Genomic DNA, 24,179 nt, shown 5'->3' with positions numbered 1-24,179 from the left:
ATCCGCGTTTCAAATTGCACTTCACACCAACCAGCGCGTCTTGGCTGAACGCCGTGGAAGGCTGGTTTGCACAACTGGAAAGACGAGCGCTATACCGGGGTGCCTTCACCAGCGTCGCCGACCTAAAAGTCGCTATCCGCCAATTTATCGAGGCTCACAATGAGCATTCAGCCAAGCCGTTCAAGTGGAATAAAACGGCTGAGGCCATCATTAGTTCGGTACATAAAGCGAAGCTGAGCGTGATAAAAAATAAATTAATGGATTAACCGCTCAGGCCACTAGGCGCCGAGGAGCGCGCCGCCAGCGCCGAATAGGGAGCCCGCAAGCGGAGTAACGTCCTGCCAAAGGGCCATGCCCCCAAAACAGAACAAGCTGACCGAAATGGCCATATGCGGATTTTCTTTGATATAGACCCCAAAGTGCTTTAGTCCAAAAATTTTAGACTTTTTGTCTAGATCCACCACTGCGCCCCTATCGTTCTATGGATTTATGGTAGTGCATATCATCAGTACTTCGATGACCAGCTAACAAAGACTGTTCTCGGTGCTGACAGCCAAGGCCCTGGATTACAGCCTTAAACGCTGGGTAGTGCTGACGCGCTACTTGGAAGATGGTGCTGTGCCTATCGACAACAACCAGATCGAGAACTTGATCCGGCCGTGGGCACTTGGGCGCTCGAACTGGCTGTTCGCCGGGTCGCTTCGCAGCGGCAAGCGGGCAGCTGCGATCATGAGTTTGATCCAGTCGGCGCGCATAAATGGGCATGATCCGTATGCCTATCTCAAAGATGTGCTGACTCGGCTGCCGACGCAGCGGGCGAGTGATATTACAGCGTTGCTTCCGCATAAGTGGGCGCCCGTTTAACCACGCAAGGGTTGTTAAGCGGCCGCTCAAAAAACACGCAAACGTAGCTATCGTGATCGAGGTTAACCGGACGAAAATCTAGGAGAGACTCTGAAGGCATCTTCTTTAACTATCAGGATATCATTCCACGCACTTTTTGGGCGTGATACGGATATCTTCAGGCAGGTTTTCACTACTTTGCACTTCGGTGCTCAACGCTTGTTCTTTGCGTGCGCTCAACTCGATAGGGTATGGCCCGGTCTGCGCTAGAACAGCCTGTGTTTGAGCGATAAAGGCTTCGTCGCTTCGTGTATAGAAGATCCACTCCCGCTGGTGTCCACCAGTCACCGTGCACACCCACTTCGCTAGCCCTTTATCCTGTACCGCTGGCAGTATCAGCCTCTCCATTTCATCCATCCGAAAACGGTCTCTGGGCGCCGGTATGACACCCTTGGAGGAGTATTTCCAGGTGACCCTAATTTTGAAAGGTAGCGCCCGCTTTTCAGTCGCCGATATCGAATCAGCGCCCTTGTAGACCATGGGAATGGGTGTATCTGGAAAATCAGATGGTTGGTAAGTATTGTCCTCAGATTCGACTATTTGCATCTGTCGGGAATAAACGCCGGTATCGTCGAGAAGTGCTCTGAGAGCCTCCCTCTTGCTGGCTTCCCGATCAGCCACACAGTTATCGTACTCCACGCTTTTAGCCGGCCCCGCATCCAGGCATGGGTCGCGCTCGACCGGTGGGGGCGAATTGGATTTGGAGCTGGAGCAGCCAGCGATGAGTACGCTTGCTAGCACCAACAACCAGAGCCGGTTATGGACGCCCATTTGGCTGCGCCCCAAGCCCAAAGGCTTTGGGCCGGAGAATTCGCAGTCTTGGTGTTGTCTGCAAAGCTTTGCTGTGACGTACCGCACGCCATGGCCAGACTCCATCAAAGGGCGCTCGGATTTTTCAGTGACCATCGGTGTTTTTCCTTCAACTCGCGACCTCGTCCCGAAGACCGGTCTTGCCAACTAAATGCTAAGTGCCCGCGCAAGGCGCAATGGCTCATTCGTGGCGCCAATTCTGCCAGAGGGCTTCAGTGGTGGCGATAAATAGACGGGCCCATTGCGCCGGTAGGCAGGCCATTGCAGGGTTTAGAGTAACAAGATAACGCCTCAAGCACCGATGCGCTGACAGCCGCGCCTTACACGATGGGATTAGGAATGCGTGTTGGCTGGACGGTTACCTTGGTTTTGCAAAGTGCGCTAGATAACTTGACCGGACGGATACGATTCATTTTGAAACCGACTTTTAAGATCCTCGCAGACGGTACCGACATTAATGCCCAGATCAACGACTGCCTGATGTGCGGCCTCTGGCGAACTCAAGAATTAGTACCAAAGGCTTTTGGTCAGCGCCAACGAGCATAGTTCAGCCACTATGCTCGCTCCTCATGTTTATTACCCATTTCACCACCTCGAACCACATCAAGCTAAGGGCGACGATGCCAAACGCGAAGAGTATCAATACTGGCGCGGGTGTCACGAAGGAGAACAGCTGGGTAACAGGCGGAAAAAAGAGCGCTAGCGCCAACATGGCCAACGTTGCGAAAGCGATCCAGCTCAGTTGGGCACCAAACGCGCCATGCCCCATCCAGCGCGTGCGGCGCCATGACTTATTTGTATGGATCAGGGCGAGGTTGGCCAGCGCCAGTACGACGAAGGTTAGTGTTCTGGCAAGCTCATCTCGGTCAGACGCTACCGGCGCAAAGAACCTGATACCCGCATACGTCGCTAGAAGCAGTATCAGTAAGCCAATGCCCTGGCAGATACCACGCGTCATCACCGCGCTGTCGAATAACCGTTGGTCCTGTCGACGTGGAGGCGCCTTCATCGCATCTGGCTCAAGCGGTTCGGCCTCGAACACGACCGAGCAGGCAGGGTCGATGATCAGTTGCAAGAATAGAATGTGCGCCGGCATCAGCACCATCGGCCAGCCGAAAAGCACTGGAAGCATGGATAGGCCGACAATCGGCACGTGTACGGCCACCACAAATACGATCGCTTTGCGCAAGTTGGCGAAGATGCGGCGGCCATAGCGCACTGCGGTCAGCAACGACTCGAAATCATCATTGAGTAAAACCAAAGCGGCGGCTTCGCGTGCTACCTCGGTGCCACGCGCACCCATCGCAACGCCAATATCGGCTGCCTTCAGTGCAGGTGCGTCGTTGACGCCGTCGCCGGTCATGGCAACTACATCGCCATGCGCACGGAAAGCGCGTACCAGGCGCAGTTTCTGGTCTGGCTGAACGCGGCAGAAGATCTGCGTCGTGCCAAGCCGTGTGTCCAGCTCCGAATCGTTCAGGGAGGACAGTTCGGTTCCAGTGATCACAGGGGCATCGGTGCCCAGACCGGCCTGCCTGGCGACCGAAATCGCTGTGGCCGGGTGGTCGCCAGTCATCATCACCACGCGGATGCCTGCGGCCCGGCACTCGGCAATAGCCTGCGGCACATCTGGGCGAATCGGATCTTCGAGCCCGACCAACCCTAGAAACCTGAAGTCGAAGTCGTGCTGTAAACCGGGTAGCACCTCGGCGGCGAAGGTCGCTTGTGCGACGCCAAGAACGCGAAGCCCGTCTGCTGCCATTGCCAGGACCTGAGCCGCAATGAGCGCGCTGCGGGCGGGATCCAGATGGCACAAATCGACGATTGCCTCGGGCGCACCCTTTGCGGCAATGAGTCGCTCTCGTTGATTCGGCGATTGCCAGACCCGTGACATTGCGAGCATCTGGGGCGACAAAGGATAGTCGTCGATCAGGGTCCAGTCAGCGTGAAGGTGCTCGGTGAGCGCCAACAGGCTCTGCCCGGTCTCGCCGATGGCCGACTCCATCGGATCGAAAGCATGGCGGTGGCTAGCGAGAACCGCGTACTCAAGCACGCCGTGGAGTGCCTCCTGCAAAGGCGTGCCGACGTGAGTACCGTCCCCAGCGACTTCATACACGGCCTCCTCGGACCAAAGGCGCCTGACCGTCATTCTGTTAGCCGTCAGCGTACCTGTTTTGTCGACGCATAAGACGGTGGTAGCACCGAGCATTTCGACAGCAGGAATGCTGCGCGCTAACACTTTCTCACGGGCGAGTCGCCAGGCGCCGAGGCCTAGAAAGAGCGTCAGTACAACCGGTAACTCTTCCGGTAGAATCGCCATCGCCATCGCCAGCGTCAGGCCAGCAAGCATCCCATGCAGCCAGTCACCGCGCAGCAGCCCGAAAGCGATAGCGAGCGCCGCCGCCAGCGCCAGGCCCATGAGAGCGACCCGCTTGACCACACGACGCGTTTCCTGTTGCGTCGGGGTGGGTTCCACCTCAATGTTTGCCAGTGACTGGCCAATCCGGCCCAGCGCACTGCGCTCGCCTGTGGCTGTGACACGTCCCTGGGCGGTACCGCATGTGACCAATGTGCCTGAAAACGCCTGTGCAAGCGCCACATCTATTGGTGGCGGCGCTGGATCACCGAGTGTATGAGACTGCGGGGCGACCAGTTTGCTGACGGGCACGGATTCTCCGGTCAGCAAGGACTCATCAATTGATAGGTTGGCGCAAGTTGTCAGTAGCAGGTCAGCGGGTACGCGATCGCCTTCAGCCAGCATTACAACATCGCCAACGACCAAGTCCCGCGCGGGAACGCTGCACTCCTTACCTCCCCTTAGCACTTGAGCCCTGGGGCTGGAGAGGTCCCGCAACGCATTCAAGGAGCGTTCACTGCGCCGCTGTTGGATAAAGCTGATGCTCATCACAACGAAGACGAAGCCCAGCAACATGAGGGCTTCCTGGACATCGCCCAACACCATATACAAAGCGCCGCACGCGACCAGCAGGAGGAACATCGGCTCGAAGGCCACGTCGCATATCAGGCGCAGGGCGCTGCGTCGGCGGGACGCGGGGAGTTCGTTCGGCCCGTCCTGCGCCAGACGTCGCTGCACCTCTTCCTCGCACAAACCCTCAAGCAGCGGCGAACCTGAATGAGGTAGCTCAGTATTCACAGAGCGACCTTTATGAGTGGTTGATCATGATCCATATCAAGAGGGTGCAATGGGACAGTGTGTGTCATCAGGTTCCGTACCCCCATGCCGCTGCGATACTTGCAGGCAGGCTCTATAGCGATGTGATGTCCTGCCTCGAGGCTTATAGTCGTATCGACCTCGATGCGTGCGTCTAAGACCATCATGTAATTCATCCTCCAGGTACGCTAGCACAACGTTGCTTAGTTAGACGTGAATCCGACGCGATCGGCTGCCGCGTATAGATTTCGGCACTCACTTCTTCGTCTTCATTTTTTGAGTGATGGCAGGTCCGGGTGCCAGCGTATGCCGTTTTCATCGAGTACGACTGGGGTTGCCTGGATCGGTTTTATTTCCTCAGACATGACTTCACCCTTGCCGCTATAGCGCTTGAGCTTGATGGGGAATTTAAAGAAATCAATGGGTTGCATTGCTTTGAACGCATTATGTTGTGGACTTTAGATATATGAGAAACATGGATGTCTAACTCATTTCACGCGTTCGCCTTTCTTGTACAAGCCTGAATTGTTACAGAAATGGAAAATTACTTTCACGGGAAACGAGATCATTCTTTCGGCGGGGAGGTGTTATAAGTTCTCCCCCTTAGGGTCTGCCCTGTACAAAAACTAAACCGTTATAAAACGGTGCCTCGCGCTGCGCAGTCAATGCGTTGCGACTTAGAATTTTTCTCATCTGCCATCGACTTATAACTGTTCGCTTTGACGGCCTGACTTCAGGGGGCACCCTGCTGACTGTGCATCGAGAGACGAAGCAGCTCTATTAAAAACAGGGGAATGAACAATGTCTTTTAAGTGGAATTTGGTGGCGCTGACGGTCTCGTTAGGTGTGAGTCAATTAGCCTCAGCCGCCGGCGTGGATGACCAAGCGACTGCTAAGGGGTTTGTTGATGGCAGTAGTTTGAACCTCCTACTTCGCAACTTTTATTTTGATCGTGACGGTAAGAATTCGGCGGGCGACAAACAGGACTGGTTGCAGGTGATGCAAGGCAACTTCACCTCCGGCTTCACCCAAGGCACCGTCGGCTTTGGTGTGGATGCTTACGGATACTGGGGCGTGAAGCTGGATGGTGGCAAAGGCAATGCAGGCTCTGGCAACTTGCCGGTCGACAGCAACGGCCGGCCGGAGAATGATTTCAGCAGCGCAGGTGCGTCGATCAAGGCCCGCTTTTCCAAGACTGAACTGCATTATGGCAACTTGCAGCCTAACAATCCGGTCCTGGCCACTGCGGGTACTCGCGCCACGCCTCAAACAGCGACTGGCTTTAACCTGTTGAGCAGCGAAATTGAAGGGTTGAACCTCGACGCCGGACACTTCACCAGTAGTAACGGCCCGACCACAACCAACAATAGCCACGAATTGTATGCCGGTTATGCAAACGTGCCGGCCAAGAGCATTGACTACCTCGGCGGTAAATACACGCTGACCGATAACCTGTCCATGAGCGTGTTTGCGTCGGACCTCAAAGACGTCTGGCATCAATACTATGGTAATGCCAACTACACGATCCCGTTCACTGCCGATCAGTCACTGAACCTGGACTTCAATATCTACCGCACCCTCGATTCCGGCCAGTCCAAAGCCGGTGCCATCGACAACACCACTTGGTCGTTGGCCGCGGCGTACTCTTTCTTGAGTGCTCACACTGTCACACTGGCGTTCCAAAAAGTTCACGGCGATACCCCGTTTGACTATGTGGCCGTGGGTAATAACAAGTCGGGTGATTTGGCCGACTCCATCTTCCTGGCCAACTCGGTTCAATACTCTGACTTTAACGGCCCAGGCGAAAGGTCCTGGCAGGCCCGTTACGACCTGAACATGGCGGCTTACGGCGTGCCGGGGCTGAGCTTTATGACGCGCTACTTGAACGGTGACAATATCGACGGCACGCACATGCCGGTCGGCAGTGCCTACCAAGCCTATGGTTATGGCGCTGACGGTAAGCACCACGAAACCAACTTTGAAGCCAAGTACGTGGTGCAGACCGGCCCAGTCAAAGACTTGTCGATGCGAGTGCGTCAAGCCTGGCACCGCGGTAACGCCGATCAGGCGGAAGGGGATTACAACGAAACCCGTCTGATCGTGGATTACCCAATCTCGATTTTCTAATCGGACTACTACCGGCCAAGCCCGAAGGACACAATGCTATGACGGCCAGTTTCAGCCCTGCTGAAGCTGGCCGTTTTGTTTGCATAAAGCGGTGTTCTGCCGTTGAGTCGTGTCGGGTGTGACTGGGGGGCGTGCTTATCAGTATATTTATAAGGCGCCCAATCCTGCACTTTTTCGGATTTTTCGGATCTATCTCTGTCCCAGCCACACCCATACTGCGTGTGGACATAAGAACTAGACCTGGTGCAGATGAATCATACGTTCCCGCCTTTTATCCCCCGATTGATGAGCGGTCCGCTTTGGCTGGTTGTCGTGTTCATGCTCTGCACCACCGCTTGCAGCCAGCAACAGGGGCGGGATATCGCCAGGCAGTTCAGCGATGGCAAGCCTGATGAGTTCTTCCAGACCAGTGTCGATCGCATAGCCACCCTGGGCATGCGCGATAACCTGCAAAGCCTATATCTGCTGATGAATAAGCTGTACCTGCGTAACCCCAACCAGTGGCGCCAGTCGGGTTATCCGGACGCGGTGAGTGCTTCGCGGGAAATCCGTCAGGCCATCGAGAACCGCCAACCGCTGCCTGCCCTGGGGGATCGACGTGATCTGGCGGCCCTGAGCTATTCCTTGAGCCCTGAGTTTCGTGGCGATCGGGTCGGAGCGTTTATCTATGCGATTGGCAGCATGCTGGTGACCGCGCATGGCGGGCGCACCCAGTTCTATATCTCTGACTCGATCAACCCGCAATTCGTCAGCAACGCAGCGCGCAATATCGAAAAGGCCACCTGGCTGCTCAGCCAGCGTCAGGACGCCAACGGCGTGCTGCTGCTGTTTTCCAACGAGATCTCGGAAGAGGGCAGTAACCTCAGTTTCGCCGTCGAGTTCGGCAAGATCGTCGCGCGTCTCGACCTGCTGACCCGGATGCTCGATGAGCGCTACCGACGTATTGGCGTCAATTATGCGCAAAGCCTGTTGCTGATGAATTTCCTGCCGGTGCAGTGAGCGTTGACGTTGCCCGGTTTGAATCCCCAGGCCCGCGTGGATCGCTGGTAGCATCACCGCCAGATTTCTTCGGGTGTCAGGGGTAACCATGCAGATCAACAGCGAGCGTGCCGCCACAGCATGCGGTTTGGTGGCGATTCTCCTGTGGAGCACTGCCGCTGGATTGATCCGCAGCGTCAGTGAACGCTTCGGTCCGTTGGGTGGTGCAGCGTTGATCTACACATTGGGTGCGGTGTTGCTCTTCGTGCTGTTGGGCCGGCCGCGGGTGCGCTCCACGTCGTGGTTTTATCTGATCGTGGGCAGTGCGCTGTTCGTCGCTTATGAGGTGTGCCTTTCGCTGGCGCTGGGTTATGCGAGTAACCGCAACCAGGCGATCGAACTCGGCGTGGTGAACTATCTGTGGCCGTGCCTCACGGTGTTGCTCGCGATCGTCATGAATGGCCAGAAAGCCCGCTGGATGATCGTGCCGGGCACGGCGCTGGCACTGTTTGGCATCCTGTGGGTGGTGAGCGGTAATGGCCTGTCCCTGGCGACGGTCGTGACTAATGTGAATTCCAATCCCCTCAGTTACAGCCTGGCCGTCGGTTGCGCGATCACGTTTGCGTTGTATTGCAATGTCACGCGCCGCTATGCCGGCGGGCAAAACCTGGTGATGTTGTTTTTCGCGTTGACGGCTGGCGTCCTCTGGTTGAAATACGCGGTGAGCGGCGAATTGATTCCAGCATTTACCCTCAATAGCAGCGCGCAACTGGTCGCTGCCGGCGTAGCGATGGCGGGCGGGTATGCGCTATGGAACCTCGGGATTCTGCGCGGCAACCTGACCTTGCTGGCCACGGCGTCCTATTCCGCGCCGGTGTTGTCCTCGGCATTCGCCGCGCTGTGGTTGGGGGCTCACCTCACCGCGCAATTCTGGCAGGGCGCCGTGCTGGTGACGGCCGGCTCGCTGATGTGCTGGCAAGCCACTCGGCAGCGTCGACAGGACGGTTGAGTGCGGAGTTTCCGTTTCCTCTGTAGGAAGTGCCCTATCTTGCACTGCACTGCTTGAAACACCCACCCGTCGGCAATAGCCTCGGACTTTTCTTAAATATGAGGCCCTACCTTGGGTAAGCGAAAAACGGTTTGGCCCACGGATCGCGAAATTCGTCTGCGATTTATCCTGTTTGCGGTGATTGACGCCGCAAGTGTTCAAGGTGTCTCTGCCGACCTGTTGTTACAGGCACACAAACTGCTGCAGGAGTCGCCGACCGAAGCCCAGTTTCGCGACGCCCTCAGCGCTATTCTGGCCACCGATGAAATGTACGGCTTCCGGTTCCCGGCGGGCTCGGAGGCGGATGATTTCATGCGGGCGTTGGAGCCCGCCGCTGACTAGGGAGCCGCCGGGGCTTCTTTTGCAATGATTGGAGTGCTTATTTCCTTTCGGCTGGTCGCGACTCCCCAATCCCATGGCGTTTAAAAACAGGCAGGGTCCGATGCTGTTGTAGGAAGGCTCCGGTTCGTTAATAAAGCGTGACCTGGCGAGCATCCCTGTCTTCCCATCACAGTTCGCGTGCCAGGCCTGGCCTTCACGCCCCCGCATTCCAAGGACCCGCCCCATGCTGCTGCGCCAACCTCCGCTGCTTTTTGCCGCCCTGACCCTCAGCTCCCTTGTGCAGGCCGAAGACCTGCAATTGGCGCCGATCGAAGTCACCACCCGCGAAGCCAGCGCGGGTGAAGTGGCGCAGGCGCAGCTCAAGAGCGTGCCCGGCGGTACCAATTACATCGACATGGGCAGCGTGCAACAGGGGCGGGTGAGCACCAACGAGGACGTGTTCAAGTACCAGGCCGGGGTGTACGCCAAGGCGGCGAATAACGAAGGGGTAAAGCTCTCGATTCGTGGCTCGGGCCTGAATCGCAGCCCCGGCGCCCATGCTTCCGGGTTGTACGAGATGCTCGACGGCTTGCCGCTGACAGGCCCCGGCGGTACGCCTTATGAACTCAAGGACCCCTTGTGGCAAAGCCGCGTCGAGGTGCTGCGCGGCGCCAACGGTTTTGACCAGGGCGCGCTGGCCCTGGGTGGGGCGGTCAATTACGTGACCCACACCGGCTACGACGCGCCCAAGTTGCAAGTGCGCTATGAAGCGGGCAGCCGTGGCTATGCCCAGCGCGAGATCAGTTCGGGCCAGGTACTGGGCGACGCCGACTACTACATCAGCCTCACCGATTCCGAATCCGACGGCTATCAGCAGCAGAGCGCCGGCACCGGCAAGGGTGTCGCGGCCAACTTCGGCTACCGCTTCAACCCGGCGCTGGAGACGCGTTTCTACGTGCGCTACCGCGAAACCACCAACGATACGCCGGGCAAGCTCACGCGGTACCAGATCAGCCACGATCCGCGTGCCGCCAACAGCCTCAACGCCGCCCGCGACTCAAAACGCCTGCAACCGGGCTCCACCTGGATCGCCAACAAGACCACGTTGCAGCTCGACGACAACTCCCGGATCGAAGTCGGCCTGGCCTATCACGACTACCCGATGGACCTGCGCGAAGGCACCAATCGCCTGAAAGTCGCCTACACCGACATCAGCAGCACGCTGAACTACATTCGCCAGGACACGCTGTTCGGCCACGACAGCAAAACCACGATCGGCCTACGCACCACCCAGGCGATGCCGAACAACGGCGCGTCGGAATACGTGCGCATTCCTGTCGGCAATACCGCAGGCTACGCCCCTGGCACCAAGACCCGCGACTACAGCTACCTGGGCTCCGACACCGTGCTGCATGTCGGCAACGACCTGGAACTGGTCCCGGACCTGTGGCTGACCACCGGCCTGGCCGCGATCTACACCCGCCGCGAAACCCAGGTGACCTATCCCGATGGCCAGGCGCCGCTCAGTCAACATGACTGGGACTATGCGCCGCGCATCGGCCTGCGCTATGACTTCACCCCGCAATTGCAGGTGTACGGCAACCTGAGCCGCTCGGTCGAACCGCCGCATGCCTGGTCGATGATCTGGGGCTCCAACAAATACTTCCCGAAAGACAGCGGCCCGGCGAGCGGACTGCAACGCGAAGGCGTGAGCTTGAAAAACCAGACCGCCACCACGCTGGAAGTCGGTGGCCGGGGTGATGCGTGGTTCGGCCAATGGGACCTGGCGCTGTACCGCTCCGAAGTGCGCCACGAGTTGCTCACCGTCGAAACCCAGGCCCAGACCCCCACCAGCAACGCGATCCTCGCCGAATCCAACGCCAGCCCCACGGTTCACCAAGGCGTCGAACTGAGCCTGCTCAGCCCGCTGTGGGACGGCGGCCGCAGCGGTAAGCTCGCCCTGCGCCAGGCCTACACCTTCAGCGACTTCCATTACCGTAACGATGAGCGCTTTGGCGACAACACCTTGCCGGGCATTCCCAAGCACTACTACCAGGCGCAACTGCGCTACAGCCATCCGACCGGCTTCTACACCAGCCTCAACACCGAGCACTCCTCGCGTGTGGCGGTGGACTACGCCAATTCCTACTACGCGGCGGCCCATACCTTACTCGGCGCGACCTTCGGCTATGACGCCCCGCAGCAGGACTGGCAAGCCTGGGTCGACCTGCGCAACCTGACCAACCGCCGCTACGCCAACACCGTCACGCCGGGTTACAACGATAACGGCCTGGACGCCGCCCGCTCCACGCCTGGGGATGGTCGGGGCATCTACACCGGCGTGTCGTGGAGCTGGCGTTGAGACGCTGACAACAGGCGTTCGACTTGCGCCTGCTCCCACGTACTCATCAATGCCACCGGATTGGTGCCATAGCGTTGCCAGCTGTCCAATGATCCATTTCGCCCGTCGGGTGAGCGACAGTGCTGGCAGCCCACCAGCACCGCGCCGTGGGTCAGCAGCACTACCTGCCAGCCGTCGATTTCCACGCTCACCGTGTCATCCACTGCCGCGCAGGTGCTGATGACCCGCGTTTCCAGGGCCATATCCTTGAGCACTTGATAAGCCTCCCGTGCAGAAACGGTGGCGGCGGTTGCGGTCATCGGCAGTGTCCTCGTGATGGGGCCGCGCAGTGTCGCGTGTGGGCGGGGCGGTTTCAAGCCTGAGAGGGCAGCGTTCGCTTGCTACCCGGGTTTCAGTCGTTGCCTTGGCGCAGGCGCTTGTACAAGGTGTTGCGGCTCACCCCGAGTTCCCGCGCAAGGTGGGAAATATTCCCGCCCGCCGCTTTCAGGCGCAGCGTCAGATCGATGGTGTCATCCAGAGACTCGCTGGCGGGCAGCGGCGCCGTCACGTTCAGATCCACGAAGAAATCATCCGGCAGATGCTCCGCACGGATCGGCTGCTCCTCGGCCATGGCCAACGCCACCTGCAACACACTGCTGACCTGGCGCAAATTGCCCGGCCACGGGTGCTGCTCGAACAACGCCAGCACCTCGGCGCTCAGCCCGGCCCATTGGGTCGGTTCGCGGTGTTGCTGCCACAGGTGTTGGAATAACGCCTGCTTGTCAGTGCGCTCGCGCAGTGGCGGCAGCTCTAGGGTCAATCCGCCAATGCGGTAGTACAAATCCTCACGAAAGCGCCCGGCCTGCACCTGCTCGCGCAGCACATGGTTAGTGGCGGAGATGATGCGCAAATCCACCGCGAACAGCTCGCTGCTGCCCACCGGTTGCACGCAGCGCTCCTGCAAGACCCGCAGCAAGCGGGCCTGGGTCGGCAGTGGCATATCGCCGATCTCGTCGAGAAACAGTGTGCCCTTGTCGGCCTTGCGGATCAGGCCGATGCTGCCTTTTTGATTGGCGCCGGTAAACGCGCCTTTTTCGTAGCCGAACAGTTCAGATTCCACCAGTTCAGCGGGAATCGCCGCACAGTTCACCGCGATAAACGCCTGTTGGCTGCGGGAACTGGCCTGGTGCAGGGCTTTGACGAACACCTCTTTGCCCACGCCGGTTTCACCGTGGATCAGCAGCGGAATGTCTTTTTCCAGCAGGCGTTCGGCCTGGCGCACGGCCTTTTCCACGCGCACATCGCCGAAATGCAGGGTGTTGAGGCTGATCGATGCGGTTTTCGGCGGCGCCGGTTGGCTGAAAACGCGCGCGTGTACCGGCATCTGCTTGGGCCGCTTCAATAAACACTGGAAGCGATTGCGGCCTGCCGCCTGCAAGGAAAACGGCAAACCCTGCGGCTGATTCAATAACTCCAGCATCGACACCTTGAACAAGCGGTCGATCATCACCCGCGACAGGCTGATGCCCAGCAAATTGTCGGCGCGGCGATTGGCCGACAACACCTGGCCGCTTTCATCAAAGATCAGCAGGCCCGCCCATTGACTGTCGAGGTTGTTCAGCCCGGTGTTGAAGGTCAGTTGGAAATGCTCGCCGCGAAACAGGTTGAGGATCAGCCGGTTTTCCACGGTCTGGCTCATCATCTTGACCATGCCCAGGGTGTGGGAGGGCGGCAGGTAGCTGTCGCTGGACACGTCCAGCACCGCGATGATTTCGCGCTGGGCGTCGAAGATCGGCGCCGCCGAGCCGGTCATGAAGCGGTTGGCCTTGAGGAAGTGTTCATCGTGTTCGATATGCACCGCCTGGGCGCAGGCCAGCGCGGTGCCGATGGCATTGGTGCCACTGGAGCGCTCCATCCAACTGGCGCCGGCGCTGAAGCCGCGGGCTAACTTGGGTTCGATGAAGCGTTGGGTGCCCCACGACGTCAACACCTGGCCCTGGTTGTCGGCCAGCATGATCAGGCAGTTGGAGTTGCTCAGGATGTTCTCGTAGTAAGGCAACACTTCCTGATGGGTGGTCTGCACCAGGGAATGCTGGCTCTCCAGCAATTGGCTGATGCCCTCGGCGGGCAGTTGGTCAAAGCTGGGTGGGCTCAGATGGTCCAGGCCGAATGCGCGGCAGCGGCGCCAGGAGTCCTGGATGAGGGTGTCGTGAGTCAGCGGTTCGGCCATGGAGACCTTCTTTTTATTGTTTTTGGGTCTTACACAATCTAACGGAGGTAACCAAGTCAATGTCGGAGGGGCGGTGTTCAGTAAATCGCGTTCAAACAGTGTTGTTCAGAACTGTTCATTGTCAACCCGGCGAGTGTTCAGTTGTTCAGTCAGTATTGTTCATTTTTGTTCACTCCCGAACATCGTTTTCAGGGCATTTCCTTGTGGATCAAGCACCTGCTGCGGTTGGCATGAAACTCGCTATGACGACTGGCCAGATTCATTCCAATAATAAAAAAGGGCGTGTCATGTCATTGACCCTGGAACATGTCTCCCGCGTCATCGAAGGCCAGACCTGGATCGACGATGCCAACCTGCGTTTCGAGGCCGGCTCTTTCAACGTGCTGCTCGGTCGCACCCTGTCCGGCAAGACCAGCCTCATGCGCCTGATGGCCGGCCTGGACAAGCCCGACAGCGGCCGCATCCTGATGAACGGCGTGGATGTCACCCATAAACCGGTGCGCCTGCGCAACGTGTCGATGGTGTATCAACAGTTCATCAACTACCCGACCATGACCGTGTTCGAGAACATCGCCTCGCCGTTGCGCCAGGCCGGTGTGTCCAACGAGCTGATCCAGAGCAAGGTGCTCGAAACCGCGCAGATGCTGCGCATCGAGAAATTCCTCAAGCGTCACCCGCTGGAACTGTCCGGCGGCCAGCAGCAACGCACGGCGATGGCCCGCGCGTTGGTGAAGGATGCCGAACTGATCCTGTTCGATGAGCCGTTGGTGAACCTGGACTACAAACTGCGCGAAGAACTGCGTCAGGAAATGCGCGAGTTGTTCAAGGCCCGCCACACCATTGCCATCTACGCCACCACCGAGCCCAACGAAGCGCTGGCGCTCGGCGGCACCACCACCATCCTCCACGAAGGCCGGGTGATCCAGAGCGGCAAGGCGGCCGAGGTCTACCACCAGCCGCAAACCGTATTGGCCGCCGAGTTGTTTTCCGAACCGCCGATCAACCTGATGCCGGGACGCATCAGCGGCAACGAAGTGAGCTTCGCCAATTTCATACACTTCCCGCTCAACGTCGACCTGCGCCCCATCGGCGAGGGCGAGTTCCGCTTTGGTGTGCGCCCCAGCCATATCAGCCTGGTGCCCAGCAACGACGACGACCTCGAACTGGCGGTGACCGTGGAAGTCGCCGAGATCAGCGGCTCGGAAACCTTCCTGCATGTACGCAGCGAGCATTTCCTGCTGGTGCTGCACTTGCCGGGGGTGCATGAGTACGACGTCGACGCGCCGATCCGCGTGTACATCCCCACCCATAAACTGTTTGTGTTCGACAGCCAGGGCCGCTTGGTCCAGGCGCCCGGACGCCGTGTCGCGAGGGTTGCCTGATGGCCGAGATCCATTTGCAGAACCTGGCGCACAGCTACAGTCCTACGCCGACTGGTCCTGAAGACTACGCCATTCGGGAAATGAACCATGTGTGGGAGCAGGGCGGGGCCTACGCCCTGCTCGGGCCTTCGGGCTGCGGCAAGTCGACCCTGCTCAATATCATCTCCGGTCTGCTCAGCCCGTCCGAAGGGCAAGTGCTGTTCGACCATAAAGTGGTCAACGAGCTGACCCCGGAGAAACGCAACATCGCCCAGGTGTTTCAGTTCCCGGTGGTGTACGACACCATGACGGTGTTCGACAACCTGGCTTTCCCGTTGCGCAACCAGGGCATGGCTGAGGCGAAAATTCACAGCAAGGTGCAGGAAATCGCCGAAGTCCTCGACCTGCAAAGCCTGCTGGGCAAAAAGGCGCGCAACCTCACCGCCGACGAGAAACAGAAAGTCTCCATGGGCCGTGGTCTGGTGCGCGACGATGTCTCGGCGATCCTGTTCGATGAGCCGCTGACGGTGATCGACCCACACCTCAAATGGAAACTGCGGCGCAAGCTCAAGCAGATCCACGAACAGTTCAATATCACCATGGTCTACGTGACCCACGATCAACTGGAAGCCTCGACCTTCGCCGACAAGATCGCGGTGATGTACGGCGGGCAGATCGTGCAGTTCGGCACGCCACGTGAGTTGTTCGAGCGGCCGAGCCATACGTTTGTCGGCTATTTCATCGGCAGCCCAGGGATGAATCTGATTGAAGTGCAGGCCGAGGCGGGCGGAGTGCGCTTTGCCGGCACCCATCTGCCCTTGTCCGCCGCGTTGCAGCAACGCATTACCGACACGCACTACACGACGTTGCAGGTGGGCATCCGCCCGGAATTTATTCACGTGTGGGATGAGCCAAATCCCGACGCCCTCCAGGCCGACGTCGTTCATGTGGAGGACCTCGGCACCTACAAGATCCTGACCCTCAACCTCGACGGCGCACCGCTGAAAGTGCGCCTGGCCGAAGACAAACCGGTACCCGAGGGCCGCGCCTCCATCAGCTTCCCCACGCAGTGGTTGATGCTCTACGCCGACGATTACCTGCTGGAGGTGCTGCCATGAACAAGGTGCAGAACAACAAGGCCTGGTGGCTGGTGTTGCCGGTGTTCCTGCTGGTGGCATTCAGCGCGGTGATCCCGATGATGACGGTGGTCAACTACTCGGTGCAGGACATTTTCGACCAGTCCAGTCGCTATTTCGTCGGCGCCGACTGGTACAAGCAGGTGCTGCTCGACCCGCGTCTGCACGACTCGCTGTTGCGCCAGTTCATCTACTCGGCGTGTGTGCTGCTGATCGAAATCCCGCTGGGCATCGCCATCGCCCTGACCATGCCGACCAAGGGCCGCTGGTCATCGCTGGTGCTGATCATCCTCGCCATTCCGCTGCTGATTCCGTGGAACGTGGTGGGCACCATCTGGCAGATCTTCGGCCGCGCCGATATCGGCCTGCTCGGCTCCACCCTCAATGCCATGGGCATCAGCTACAACTATGCGGCCAACACCATGGACGCCTGGGTCACGGTGCTGGTGATGGACGTCTGGCACTGGACGTCCCTGGTGGCGCTGCTGTGCTTCTCGGGGCTGCGCGCCATTCCGGACGTGTACTACCAGGCAGCGCGTATCGATCGGGCGTCGGCGTGGGCGGTTTTCCGACACATCCAGTTGCCGAAGCTGAAAAGCGTGCTGCTGATCGCGGTGATGCTGCGCTTCATGGACAGTTTCATGATCTACACCGAGCCCTTCGTACTGACCGGCGGCGGGCCGGGTAACGCCACCACGTTCCTCAGTCAGACGCTGACCCAGATGGCTGTCGGCCAATTCGACCTGGGCCCGGCTGCGGCGTTTTCCCTGGTGTACTTCCTGATCATCCTGTTGGTGTCCTGGCTGTTCTACACCGCCATGACCCATTCCGACGCCAACCGCTGAGGCCGCCAACATGAGCAAGCGCAAACTCATACCGCTGCTGGTCTACATGCTGTTCCTGCTGGTGCCGATCTACTGGCTGCTGAACATGTCCTTCAAAAGCAACACCGAAATCCTCGGCGGGCTCACGCTGTTTCCGCAGGATTTTACCCTGGCCAACTACAAGGTGATCTTCACCGACCCGAGCTGGTACACCGGTTATCTGAACTCGCTGTACTACGTGAGCCTGAACACCGTGATCTCCCTGAGCGTGGCGCTGCCTGCAGCCTATGCGTTCTCGCGCTATCGCTTCCTGGGCGACAAGCACCTGTTCTTCTGGCTGCTGACAAACCGCATGGCGCCGCCGGCGGTGTTTCTGCTGCCGTTTTTCCAGCTGTATTCGTCCATCGGCCTGTTCGACACGCATATCGCGGTGGCCTTGGCGCATTGCTTGTTCAACGTGCCATTGGCGGTGTGGATTCTCGAAGGCTTCATGTCTGGCGTGCCCAAGGAAATCGACGAAACGGCCTACATCGACGGCTACTCCTTTCCCAAGTTCTTTGTGAAGATTTTTATCCCGTTGATTGGCTCCGGCATCGGCGTGACGGCGTTTTTCTGCTTCATGTTTTCCTGGGTCGAACTGCTGCTGGCGCGCACGCTGACCTCGGTCAACGCCAAGCCCATCGCGGCGGTGATGACCCGCACCGTCTCGGCGTCGGGGATCGATTGGGGCGTGCTGGCAGCGGCGGGGGTATTGACCATCCTGCCCGGCATGCTGGTGATTTGGTTTGTGCGCAACCACGTGGCCAAGGGCTTTGCCCTGGGCCGGGTCTGAGGAGTCGATGATGGAATGGATGGCCTGGACCACCCCGACCGCGCTGTTCTTTGGCGGTATCGCCCTGATTCTGGCGGGCATGACCACCTGGGAACTGCGCTCGCCGAGTATCCCTCGGCGCGGGTTTCTGCCGATCAGCACCACCCGTGGTGATCGTTTGTTTATCGGTCTTCTCGGAAGCGCCTACCTGCACCTGCTGGTGATCGGCGTAACCGACTGGAGCATCTGGGTGGCGTCCGCGCTGTCTGTGGTGTGGCTGTTGTCTGTGATGCGTTGGGGCTAGCGCTCCGTATGAATAAACAACCAGGAGGTCTCTATGTTCGATAAAAACAATAAGCTGCGACATAGCATTTCATTGGCCGCCGTACTGGCCCTCAGTGGTTTGAGCGCCACGGCCTGGGCCGATGCGTATGAAGAAGCGGCGAAAAAATGGATCGGCAGCGAGTTCAAACCGTCGACCCTCACGGCCGACCAGCAGCTCGAGGAACTCAAGTGGTTTATCAAGGCCGCCGAACCGTTCCGTGGGATGAAGATCAACGTGGTGTCGGAAACCCTCACCACCCATGAGTACGAATCCAAGGTACTGGCCAAGGCCTTCAGTGAAATCACCGGCATCAAGCTGACCCACGACCTGCTGCAGGAAGGCGACGTGGTGGAGAAATTGCAGACCCAAATGCAGTCCGACAAGAACATCTATGACGGTTGGGTCAACGATTCCGACTTGATCGGTACGCACTTTCGCTACGGCAAGACCGAATCCATCACCGACCTGATGGCCAACGAAGGCAAGGACTTCACCTCGCCGACCCTGGACATCAAGGACTTCATCGGGATCTCCTTCACCACCGCGCCGGACGGCAAGATCTACCAGTTGCCCGACCAGCAATTCGCCAACCTGTACTGGTTCCGCGCCGACTGGTTCGAACGTCCCGAGCTGAAAGCCAAGTTCAAGGAGAAGTACGGCTATGACCTCGGCGTGCCGGTGAACTGGTCGGCCTACGAAGACATCGCCAAATTCTTCAGCGAAGACGTCAAGGAAATCGACGGCAAGCGCATCTATGGGCATATGGACTACGGCAAGAAAGACCCGTCCCTGGGCTGGCGCTTCACCGATGCCTGGTTCTCCATGGCCGGCGGTGGCGACAAGGGTTTGCCCAACGGTTTGCCGGTGGATGAGTGGGGCATTCGCGTGGAGGACTGCCACCCGGTGGGCTCCAGCGTGACCCGTGGCGGCGACACCAACGGCCCGGCCGCCGTGTTTGCCACGCAGAAATACGTGGACTGGATGAAAGCCTATGCGCCACCGGAAGCGGCGGGCATGACCTTCTCCGAGTCCGGCCCGGTGCCGTCCCAGGGCAATATCGCCCAGCAGATCTTCTGGTACACCGCGTTTACCGCCGACATGACCAAACCGGGCCTGCCTGTGGTAAACGCCGACGGCACGCCGAAATGGCGCATGGCGCCATCGCCCGTCGGGCCTTATTGGGAAAAGGGCATGAAGAAGGGGTATCAGGACGTGGGTTCCTGGACCTTCCTCAAATCGACGCCTGAGAAGCAGAAACTCGCGGCCTGGCTCTACGCGCAGTTCGTTACCTCGAAAACCGTGTCGCTGAAGAAAACCATCGTTGGCCTGACGCCGATTCGTGAGTCCGACATCAACTCCCAAGCCATGACCGACCTGGCGCCGAAACTCGGTGGCCTGGTGGAGTTCTACCGCAGCCCGGCCCGGGTGGAGTGGACCCCGACCGGCACCAACGTGCCCGACTATCCACGCCTGGCGCAACTGTGGTGGAGCAACATCGCAGCGGCCGCCAGTGGCGAGAAAACCCCGCAACAAGCGCTCGACAATCTGGCCAAGGAGCAAGACGCGATCATGGCGCGCCTGGAGCGTTCCAAAGTGCAACCGGTGTGCGGGCCGAAAATGAACCCGGAACGCGACGCCCAATACTGGTTCGACCAGCCGGGCGCGCCGAAGCCGAAACTGGCCAACGAGAAACCCAAAGGCGAAACCGTGGCCTACGGCGACCTGCTCAAACAGTGGGAGGCGGCGCGTAAATAAACGCACTCGGTAGAAAATGTGGGAGGGGTCTTGCCCCCGATTGCGGTGCGCCAGTCGATACATGCATTGACTGAACCATCGCTATCGGGGGCAAGCCCCCTCCCACATTTTGATCTTCATCTGTCAGGGGGATAGACCTGTTCCCCGACAAACCGCTTGGCCAGAAAGCCATACAACAGATACCCGAACGCCAGCACCAGCATCGCGCCAAACACCGCGTCTTCACCACAGGCATAAATCGCATACAGCGAATACCCCACGGCCACCAGCACCACCAGCGTATTGCGCGCCTGCACCGTCGCGCTGGCGTGCGCCTTGTACATCATCACCAGCAGGCCGGTGAGGGCGGTCACATAGGGCAACAGGTTTGTCACCACCGCCAGGTTCACCAGTTTGCTGAACTGCGCGCTGGCAGTGGGTGAGATGGTCGACAAGGCAATCAGGCTTTGCAGCGTGGCACAGGCCAGCAACCCCAGCACCGGCGCATTCGCAGAGCTGACGCGGCTGAAAAAGCGCGGAAACAGGCGTTGGTCCGCCGACATCTTGGCCGTTTGCGCCAGGGTGAATTGCCAGCCCAGTAACGAACCGATACAGGCCACCACCGCCAGCGCCATGATCAGCTTGCCGACCCCGGGGCTGAACATCTGCGCGTAAACCAGCGCAAACGGTGCCGAGGACGCGGCCAGTTCGGCATTGGGCACGATGCCCTGGATCACCGAGGTCGACAGCACATACACCACGGCCACCCCAAGCGTGCCCAGCAGACAGGCCAGGGGCACGGTGCGGTTGGGGTTCTCCACCGCATCGTAGCCCTGGGCGGCCGACTCCATGCCAAGAAAGGCCCACAGGGTCAGAGGAATACTCGCACTGACGGCGTCCCACAGGTGCAGTTGGTGTGGGTTCCAGGCGGCCGTGAACACCTCGGGCTTGAAATAGAACCAACCGATCACACAGAGCCCCGCCACTGGAATGATCACGCCCCATACCGTCACCACACCGATGCGCCCAGTGATGCGCGGGCCGCCGAAGTTGGCCACGGTGGTCAGCCAGATCAGCGCCAGGCTGCCGACCAACAACGGCACCGGCCCGCTACCCAGCCACGGAATAAACGATGACAAATAGCCCACCGCCGAAATTGCAATCGCCACATTGGCGATGATCAGCGACAGAAAATACAGAAACGAACACAGGAAAAACCCCGACTTGCCGTGGGCCTCCTCGGTATACGCCGACATCCCGCCGGTGCGGGTACAGAACATCCCGCATTGGGCGAAGCCGTAGGCAATTGCCATTGAACCGAGCGCGGTGACGACCCACGACAGCAGCGAAATCGCACCCAGTTGCGCCATGCTGGCCGGCAACATGATGATCCCCGAGCCCATCATGTTAATCGCTACCAGGGTGGTCAGGCCCAACAGGCTCATCTTCTTGCTGGGTGTGGTCATCCGAAACTCCTTGTGATCAATGCAAAACCCGAGCCTGTGCTGAGGCCGTCAGATGACGGCTTTAGCCGCTCAGTCCTTTCGCCGCGCCGAGAATCCGCGCCGTATCGCGTGCCGGTGGCAAGCCGAACACCCGCGCGTAGTCCCGGCTGAATTGGGTCGGGCTTTCATACCCCACCTCGAACGCGGCCTGGGTCACGCTGCTCGCACTGGCCACCATCAATGTGCGCGCGTGCAGCAGGCGCACGCGTTTCTGATACTGCAACGGGCTCAGGTTGGTCACCGCCTTGAAGTGCCGATGAAACGCCGAAACACTCATCGCCGCCAGCGAAGCCAGCGCGTCTACCCGGATCGGTTCGGCAAAGTCGCGGCGGATCCACTGGATCGCCTGGCTGACCCGCGCCATGGCGGTGTCCGGCGCGGCGATTTCCCGCAGCATCCAACCGTGCGGGCCTTGCAGCACGTGGTAGAGGATTTCCCGCTCGTAGGCTGGCGCCAGGGCTGCAATCGCCACCGGATCGCCCATCAGGCGCAGCATGCGTACCCAAGCGTCCATCAATGAAGGCGTCACCGCCGCCACGGAAAACCCGGCTTCCTGCTCGCCGCGGCCGCTGGGCGCCGGCAGGTCATTGAGCAAGGTGCTGAGCACCGTCGGGTCCAGGGTCAGGCTGACCGCCAGGTACGGCTCACCGGTACTCGCCGGGTTGACCACCCCCACGGCGGGCAACTCGATGGACATCACAAAATACGTCGCCGGGTCGTAGTGCAAGGTGCGGTCGCCCACGGTCATGCACTTACTGCCCTGGAGGATCAGGTTGATCATCGGCTCGTACACGGCCGCGAGCATATGCTCCGGAATCGCGCCCTGGACCATCGCCACGCGCGGGATGCCGGTCTCGGTGCGACGGTTTTCGGCCTTGGCGGCCAATGCGCGCAGTTCGATCAATGGACTATTCATGGGGGCATGCTGATCCCACTGATGAACCTTGCGCAAGGGAAAAGCAGAAACAGGCAGGATTGGAGTAGGAATGGCAGCGTCCCAGGGTAGGGCGATCGCTATTGTGGTCACTCAACTTTTCGACAGTGGAGCAGGCCATGAGCGTCATCGTGATTACCGGAGGTAGCCGTGGAATCGGTGCCAGTACCGCCGAATTGTGTGCCCGCCAGGGCCACGGCGTGATCCTCACTTACAACCGTAACCCCGACGCCGCACAGGCGCTGGTGCAGCGCATCGAAGCCGCCGGCGGTAAGGCACTCGCGCTGCAACTGGACGTCGCCGATGTCAGTGCTTTCGCGGCCTTTCGCGACAGCGTGACACTGGCCCTGAGCACCACCTGGGGCGTGAACAGCTTGAGCGGGCTGGTCAACAACGCCGGCTACGGTCTGTTCAACCCCCTTGAATCCGTGACCGAAGCGCAGTTCGACGGCCTGTTCAATGTGCATCTCAAGGGCCCGTTCTTCCTCACCCAAACCTTGCTGCCGCTGCTGGAAGAGCATGCCGGCATCGTCAACCTCACCAGCGCTACCACCCGTGTCGCCACTGCCGGCGTCGCACCGTATGCCGCGTTCAAGGGCGGCCTGGATGTGCTCACCCGCTACATGGCCAAGGAGTTCGGCGCGCGGCGTATCCGCGCCAACGCGGTGTCCCCTGGCGCCATTCGCACCGAACTGGGCGGTGGCTTGAACGATGAATTCGAAGCGCTACTGGCCGGGCAAACCGCCCTGGGCCGCGTCGGCGAGCCTGAAGACGTAGCACGGGTGATTGCGATGCTGCTGTCTGAAGAAGGCCGCTGGATCAATGCCCAGACGATTGAAGTCGCGGGCGGTTACCTCATCTGATTGGAAGTACACCTTATGAAAACGTTGATGATCTACGGCGCCACCGGCTACACCGGGCGCATGGCGGCCGAGCACGCCAAGGCACTCGGGCTCGACCTGGTGATTGCGGGCCGCAACGCAACGGCCCTGGCAGCTCTCGCCGCACAGTTGGACGTTGCCTACCGTGTGTTCAGCGCGGATGAGCATGCCGCCGCCAGCCTCACGGGCATCGACGTCCTGCTCAATTTCGCCGGGCCGTTCGTACACACCGCCCAGCCATTGATGCGCGCCTGTATCGCCAGCGGTACCGATTACCTCGACATCACCGCCGAGATCAATGTGTACCGGCTGGCCGAGCAACTCGGTGTTGACGCCCGTGAGGCCGGCGTGATGCTGCTGCCTGGCGTGGGCTGGGACGTCGTTCCCACTGACAGTCTAGCGATGCACGTCGCCAGCCGCGTGCAGCAACCCCATGCGCTGAGCATCGCGCTGCAGGTGCCCGGCGCCATGTCGCGTGGTTCGGCGATGAGTGTTGGCGAGATCATCGGCGCTGGCGTTCTGGCGCGCATCGATGGCCACCTGGTTGCCACCCCGGACGCGCCACCGCAACACCTGGATTTCGGTGACGGTCCGGTCCTGTGCGCGCCGCTTTCGTTTGGCGACCTGGTCACCGCGTGGCACTCCACGGGCATCGCCAATATCGCCATGTTCGTGCATATCACTGGCGAGGCCTTCCCCGACGGTGCCCTGGGTGTAGCCGGATTCGAAGATGCCGAG

Annotated in this window: 20 protein-coding genes and 2 pseudogenes; 15 read left to right on the top strand and 7 right to left on the bottom strand. The window is 59.6% G+C overall.

What is annotated here, in order from left to right; all coding sequences use genetic code 11:
* A pseudogene (locus L9Z73_RS06940) lies at positions 1-266 on the top strand (IS630 family transposase); the annotation flags it as partial.
* 283 nt (positions 267-549) lie between these two features.
* Positions 550-864, top strand: a pseudogene (locus L9Z73_RS06935) (IS66 family transposase); the annotation flags it as partial.
* A 120-nt stretch (positions 865-984) separates the two neighbouring features.
* On the opposite strand, the gene L9Z73_RS06930 reads toward L9Z73_RS06935, so the two are convergent.
* From L9Z73_RS06930 to L9Z73_RS06920, 3 genes are all read right to left on the bottom strand, one after another.
* Positions 985-1,809: a DUF695 domain-containing protein gene (locus L9Z73_RS06930; RefSeq protein WP_247397832.1), complete on the bottom strand. Its 825-nt coding sequence runs from the start codon at positions 1,807-1,809 to the stop codon at positions 985-987.
* A gap of 451 nt (positions 1,810-2,260) precedes the next feature.
* Positions 2,261-4,867 carry a cation-translocating P-type ATPase gene (locus L9Z73_RS06925; RefSeq protein ID WP_247397829.1) on the bottom strand — a complete coding sequence of 869 codons (2,607 nt, stop codon included), beginning with the start codon at positions 4,865-4,867 and terminating at the stop codon, positions 2,261-2,263.
* A gap of 287 nt (positions 4,868-5,154) precedes the next feature.
* Positions 5,155-5,316, bottom strand: coding sequence for a hypothetical protein (locus L9Z73_RS06920; protein ID WP_247397827.1), 162 nt, complete (start codon positions 5,314-5,316; stop codon positions 5,155-5,157).
* A 370-nt stretch (positions 5,317-5,686) separates the two neighbouring features.
* Here L9Z73_RS06920 and L9Z73_RS06915 point away from each other — a divergent pair, with 370 nt between their 5' ends.
* The 5 genes from L9Z73_RS06915 to L9Z73_RS06895 all read left to right on the top strand — a co-directional run bounded on the left by L9Z73_RS06915 (position 5,687) and on the right by L9Z73_RS06895 (position 11,721).
* Positions 5,687-7,012 (top strand): OprD family porin, encoded by a 1,326-nt coding sequence (locus tag L9Z73_RS06915; protein WP_247397824.1) that lies wholly within the window; start codon positions 5,687-5,689, stop codon positions 7,010-7,012.
* A gap of 285 nt (positions 7,013-7,297) precedes the next feature.
* Entirely contained in the window at positions 7,298-8,011 is a 714-nt protein-coding gene (locus L9Z73_RS06910) for a hypothetical protein (protein WP_247397838.1), read from the top strand.
* Positions 8,012-8,099: 88 nt separating this feature from the next.
* Positions 8,100-8,999: an aromatic amino acid DMT transporter YddG gene (gene yddG / locus L9Z73_RS06905; protein WP_247397822.1), complete on the top strand. Its 900-nt coding sequence runs from the start codon at positions 8,100-8,102 to the stop codon at positions 8,997-8,999.
* A gap of 111 nt (positions 9,000-9,110) precedes the next feature.
* On the top strand, positions 9,111-9,380 hold the full coding sequence (locus tag L9Z73_RS06900; protein WP_247397819.1) for a hypothetical protein: 270 nt from the start codon (positions 9,111-9,113) through the stop codon (positions 9,378-9,380).
* A gap of 223 nt (positions 9,381-9,603) precedes the next feature.
* Positions 9,604-11,721 carry a TonB-dependent receptor family protein gene (locus L9Z73_RS06895; RefSeq protein WP_247397818.1) on the top strand — a complete coding sequence of 706 codons (2,118 nt, stop codon included), beginning with the start codon at positions 9,604-9,606 and terminating at the stop codon, positions 11,719-11,721.
* On the opposite strand, the gene L9Z73_RS06890 is transcribed toward L9Z73_RS06895, so the two are convergent.
* Together L9Z73_RS06890 and L9Z73_RS06885 are read right to left on the bottom strand one after the other, a co-directional pair.
* Positions 11,691-12,020, bottom strand: coding sequence for a DUF7693 family protein (locus tag L9Z73_RS06890; RefSeq protein WP_247397816.1), 330 nt, complete (start codon positions 12,018-12,020; stop codon positions 11,691-11,693). The two genes, L9Z73_RS06895 and L9Z73_RS06890, sit on opposite strands and share 31 nt — an antisense overlap.
* Before the next feature lie 92 nt (positions 12,021-12,112).
* Complete coding sequence (locus tag L9Z73_RS06885) at positions 12,113-13,930, bottom strand: sigma-54-dependent Fis family transcriptional regulator (RefSeq protein WP_247397814.1); 1,818 nt, start codon at positions 13,928-13,930, stop codon at positions 12,113-12,115.
* Positions 13,931-14,217: 287 nt separating this feature from the next.
* Here L9Z73_RS06885 and L9Z73_RS06880 point away from each other — a divergent pair, with 287 nt between their 5' ends.
* The 6 genes from L9Z73_RS06880 to L9Z73_RS06855 are packed head-to-tail and all read left to right on the top strand — an operon-like array spanning position 14,218 to position 20,142.
* Complete coding sequence (locus L9Z73_RS06880) at positions 14,218-15,312, top strand: ABC transporter ATP-binding protein (protein ID WP_247397812.1); 1,095 nt, start codon at positions 14,218-14,220, stop codon at positions 15,310-15,312.
* Complete coding sequence (locus tag L9Z73_RS06875; protein ID WP_247397810.1) at positions 15,312-16,409, top strand: ABC transporter ATP-binding protein; 1,098 nt, start codon at positions 15,312-15,314, stop codon at positions 16,407-16,409. Before L9Z73_RS06880 ends, L9Z73_RS06875 begins: the two co-directional genes overlap by 1 nt.
* Positions 16,406-17,272: a carbohydrate ABC transporter permease gene (locus L9Z73_RS06870; protein ID WP_247397808.1), complete on the top strand. Its 867-nt coding sequence runs from the start codon at positions 16,406-16,408 to the stop codon at positions 17,270-17,272. Before L9Z73_RS06875 ends, L9Z73_RS06870 begins: the two co-directional genes overlap by 4 nt.
* 10 nt (positions 17,273-17,282) lie before the next feature.
* The gene (locus L9Z73_RS06865; RefSeq protein ID WP_247397805.1) at positions 17,283-18,083 is read left to right on the top strand and encodes a carbohydrate ABC transporter permease; all 801 of its coding nucleotides are present in this window, start codon (positions 17,283-17,285) and stop codon (positions 18,081-18,083) included.
* 10 nt (positions 18,084-18,093) lie between these two features.
* The gene (locus L9Z73_RS06860) at positions 18,094-18,366 is read left to right on the top strand and encodes a DUF2160 domain-containing protein (RefSeq protein ID WP_247397802.1); all 273 of its coding nucleotides are present in this window, start codon (positions 18,094-18,096) and stop codon (positions 18,364-18,366) included.
* Between the two features lie 33 nt (positions 18,367-18,399).
* Positions 18,400-20,142, top strand: coding sequence for an ABC transporter substrate-binding protein (locus L9Z73_RS06855; protein WP_247397799.1), 1,743 nt, complete (start codon positions 18,400-18,402; stop codon positions 20,140-20,142).
* Between the two features lie 116 nt (positions 20,143-20,258).
* On the opposite strand, the gene potE is transcribed toward L9Z73_RS06855, so the two are convergent.
* Both potE and L9Z73_RS06845 read right to left on the bottom strand, forming a co-directional pair.
* On the bottom strand, positions 20,259-21,587 hold the full coding sequence (gene potE, locus L9Z73_RS06850; protein WP_247397796.1) for a putrescine-ornithine antiporter: 1,329 nt from the start codon (positions 21,585-21,587) through the stop codon (positions 20,259-20,261).
* A 61-nt stretch (positions 21,588-21,648) separates the two neighbouring features.
* Positions 21,649-22,542, bottom strand: coding sequence for an AraC family transcriptional regulator (locus L9Z73_RS06845; protein ID WP_247397794.1), 894 nt, complete (start codon positions 22,540-22,542; stop codon positions 21,649-21,651).
* Between the two features lie 137 nt (positions 22,543-22,679).
* On the opposite strand from L9Z73_RS06845, the gene L9Z73_RS06840 reads away from it, so the two are divergent.
* Both L9Z73_RS06840 and L9Z73_RS06835 read left to right on the top strand, forming a co-directional pair.
* Positions 22,680-23,423: an SDR family NAD(P)-dependent oxidoreductase gene (locus L9Z73_RS06840; protein WP_247397792.1), complete on the top strand. Its 744-nt coding sequence runs from the start codon at positions 22,680-22,682 to the stop codon at positions 23,421-23,423.
* 15 nt (positions 23,424-23,438) lie between these two features.
* A partial coding sequence (locus L9Z73_RS06835) for a saccharopine dehydrogenase NADP-binding domain-containing protein (protein ID WP_247397790.1) occupies positions 23,439-24,179 on the top strand: 741 nt, incomplete at its 3' end.

Source organism: Pseudomonas emilianonis, assembly GCF_023072625.1.
Classification (GTDB): Bacteria; Pseudomonadota; Gammaproteobacteria; order Pseudomonadales; family Pseudomonadaceae; genus Aquipseudomonas; species Aquipseudomonas paraveronii.
The sequence above is the reverse complement of the archived record's forward strand: the minus strand, read 5'-3'. Positions and strand labels throughout refer to the sequence as shown.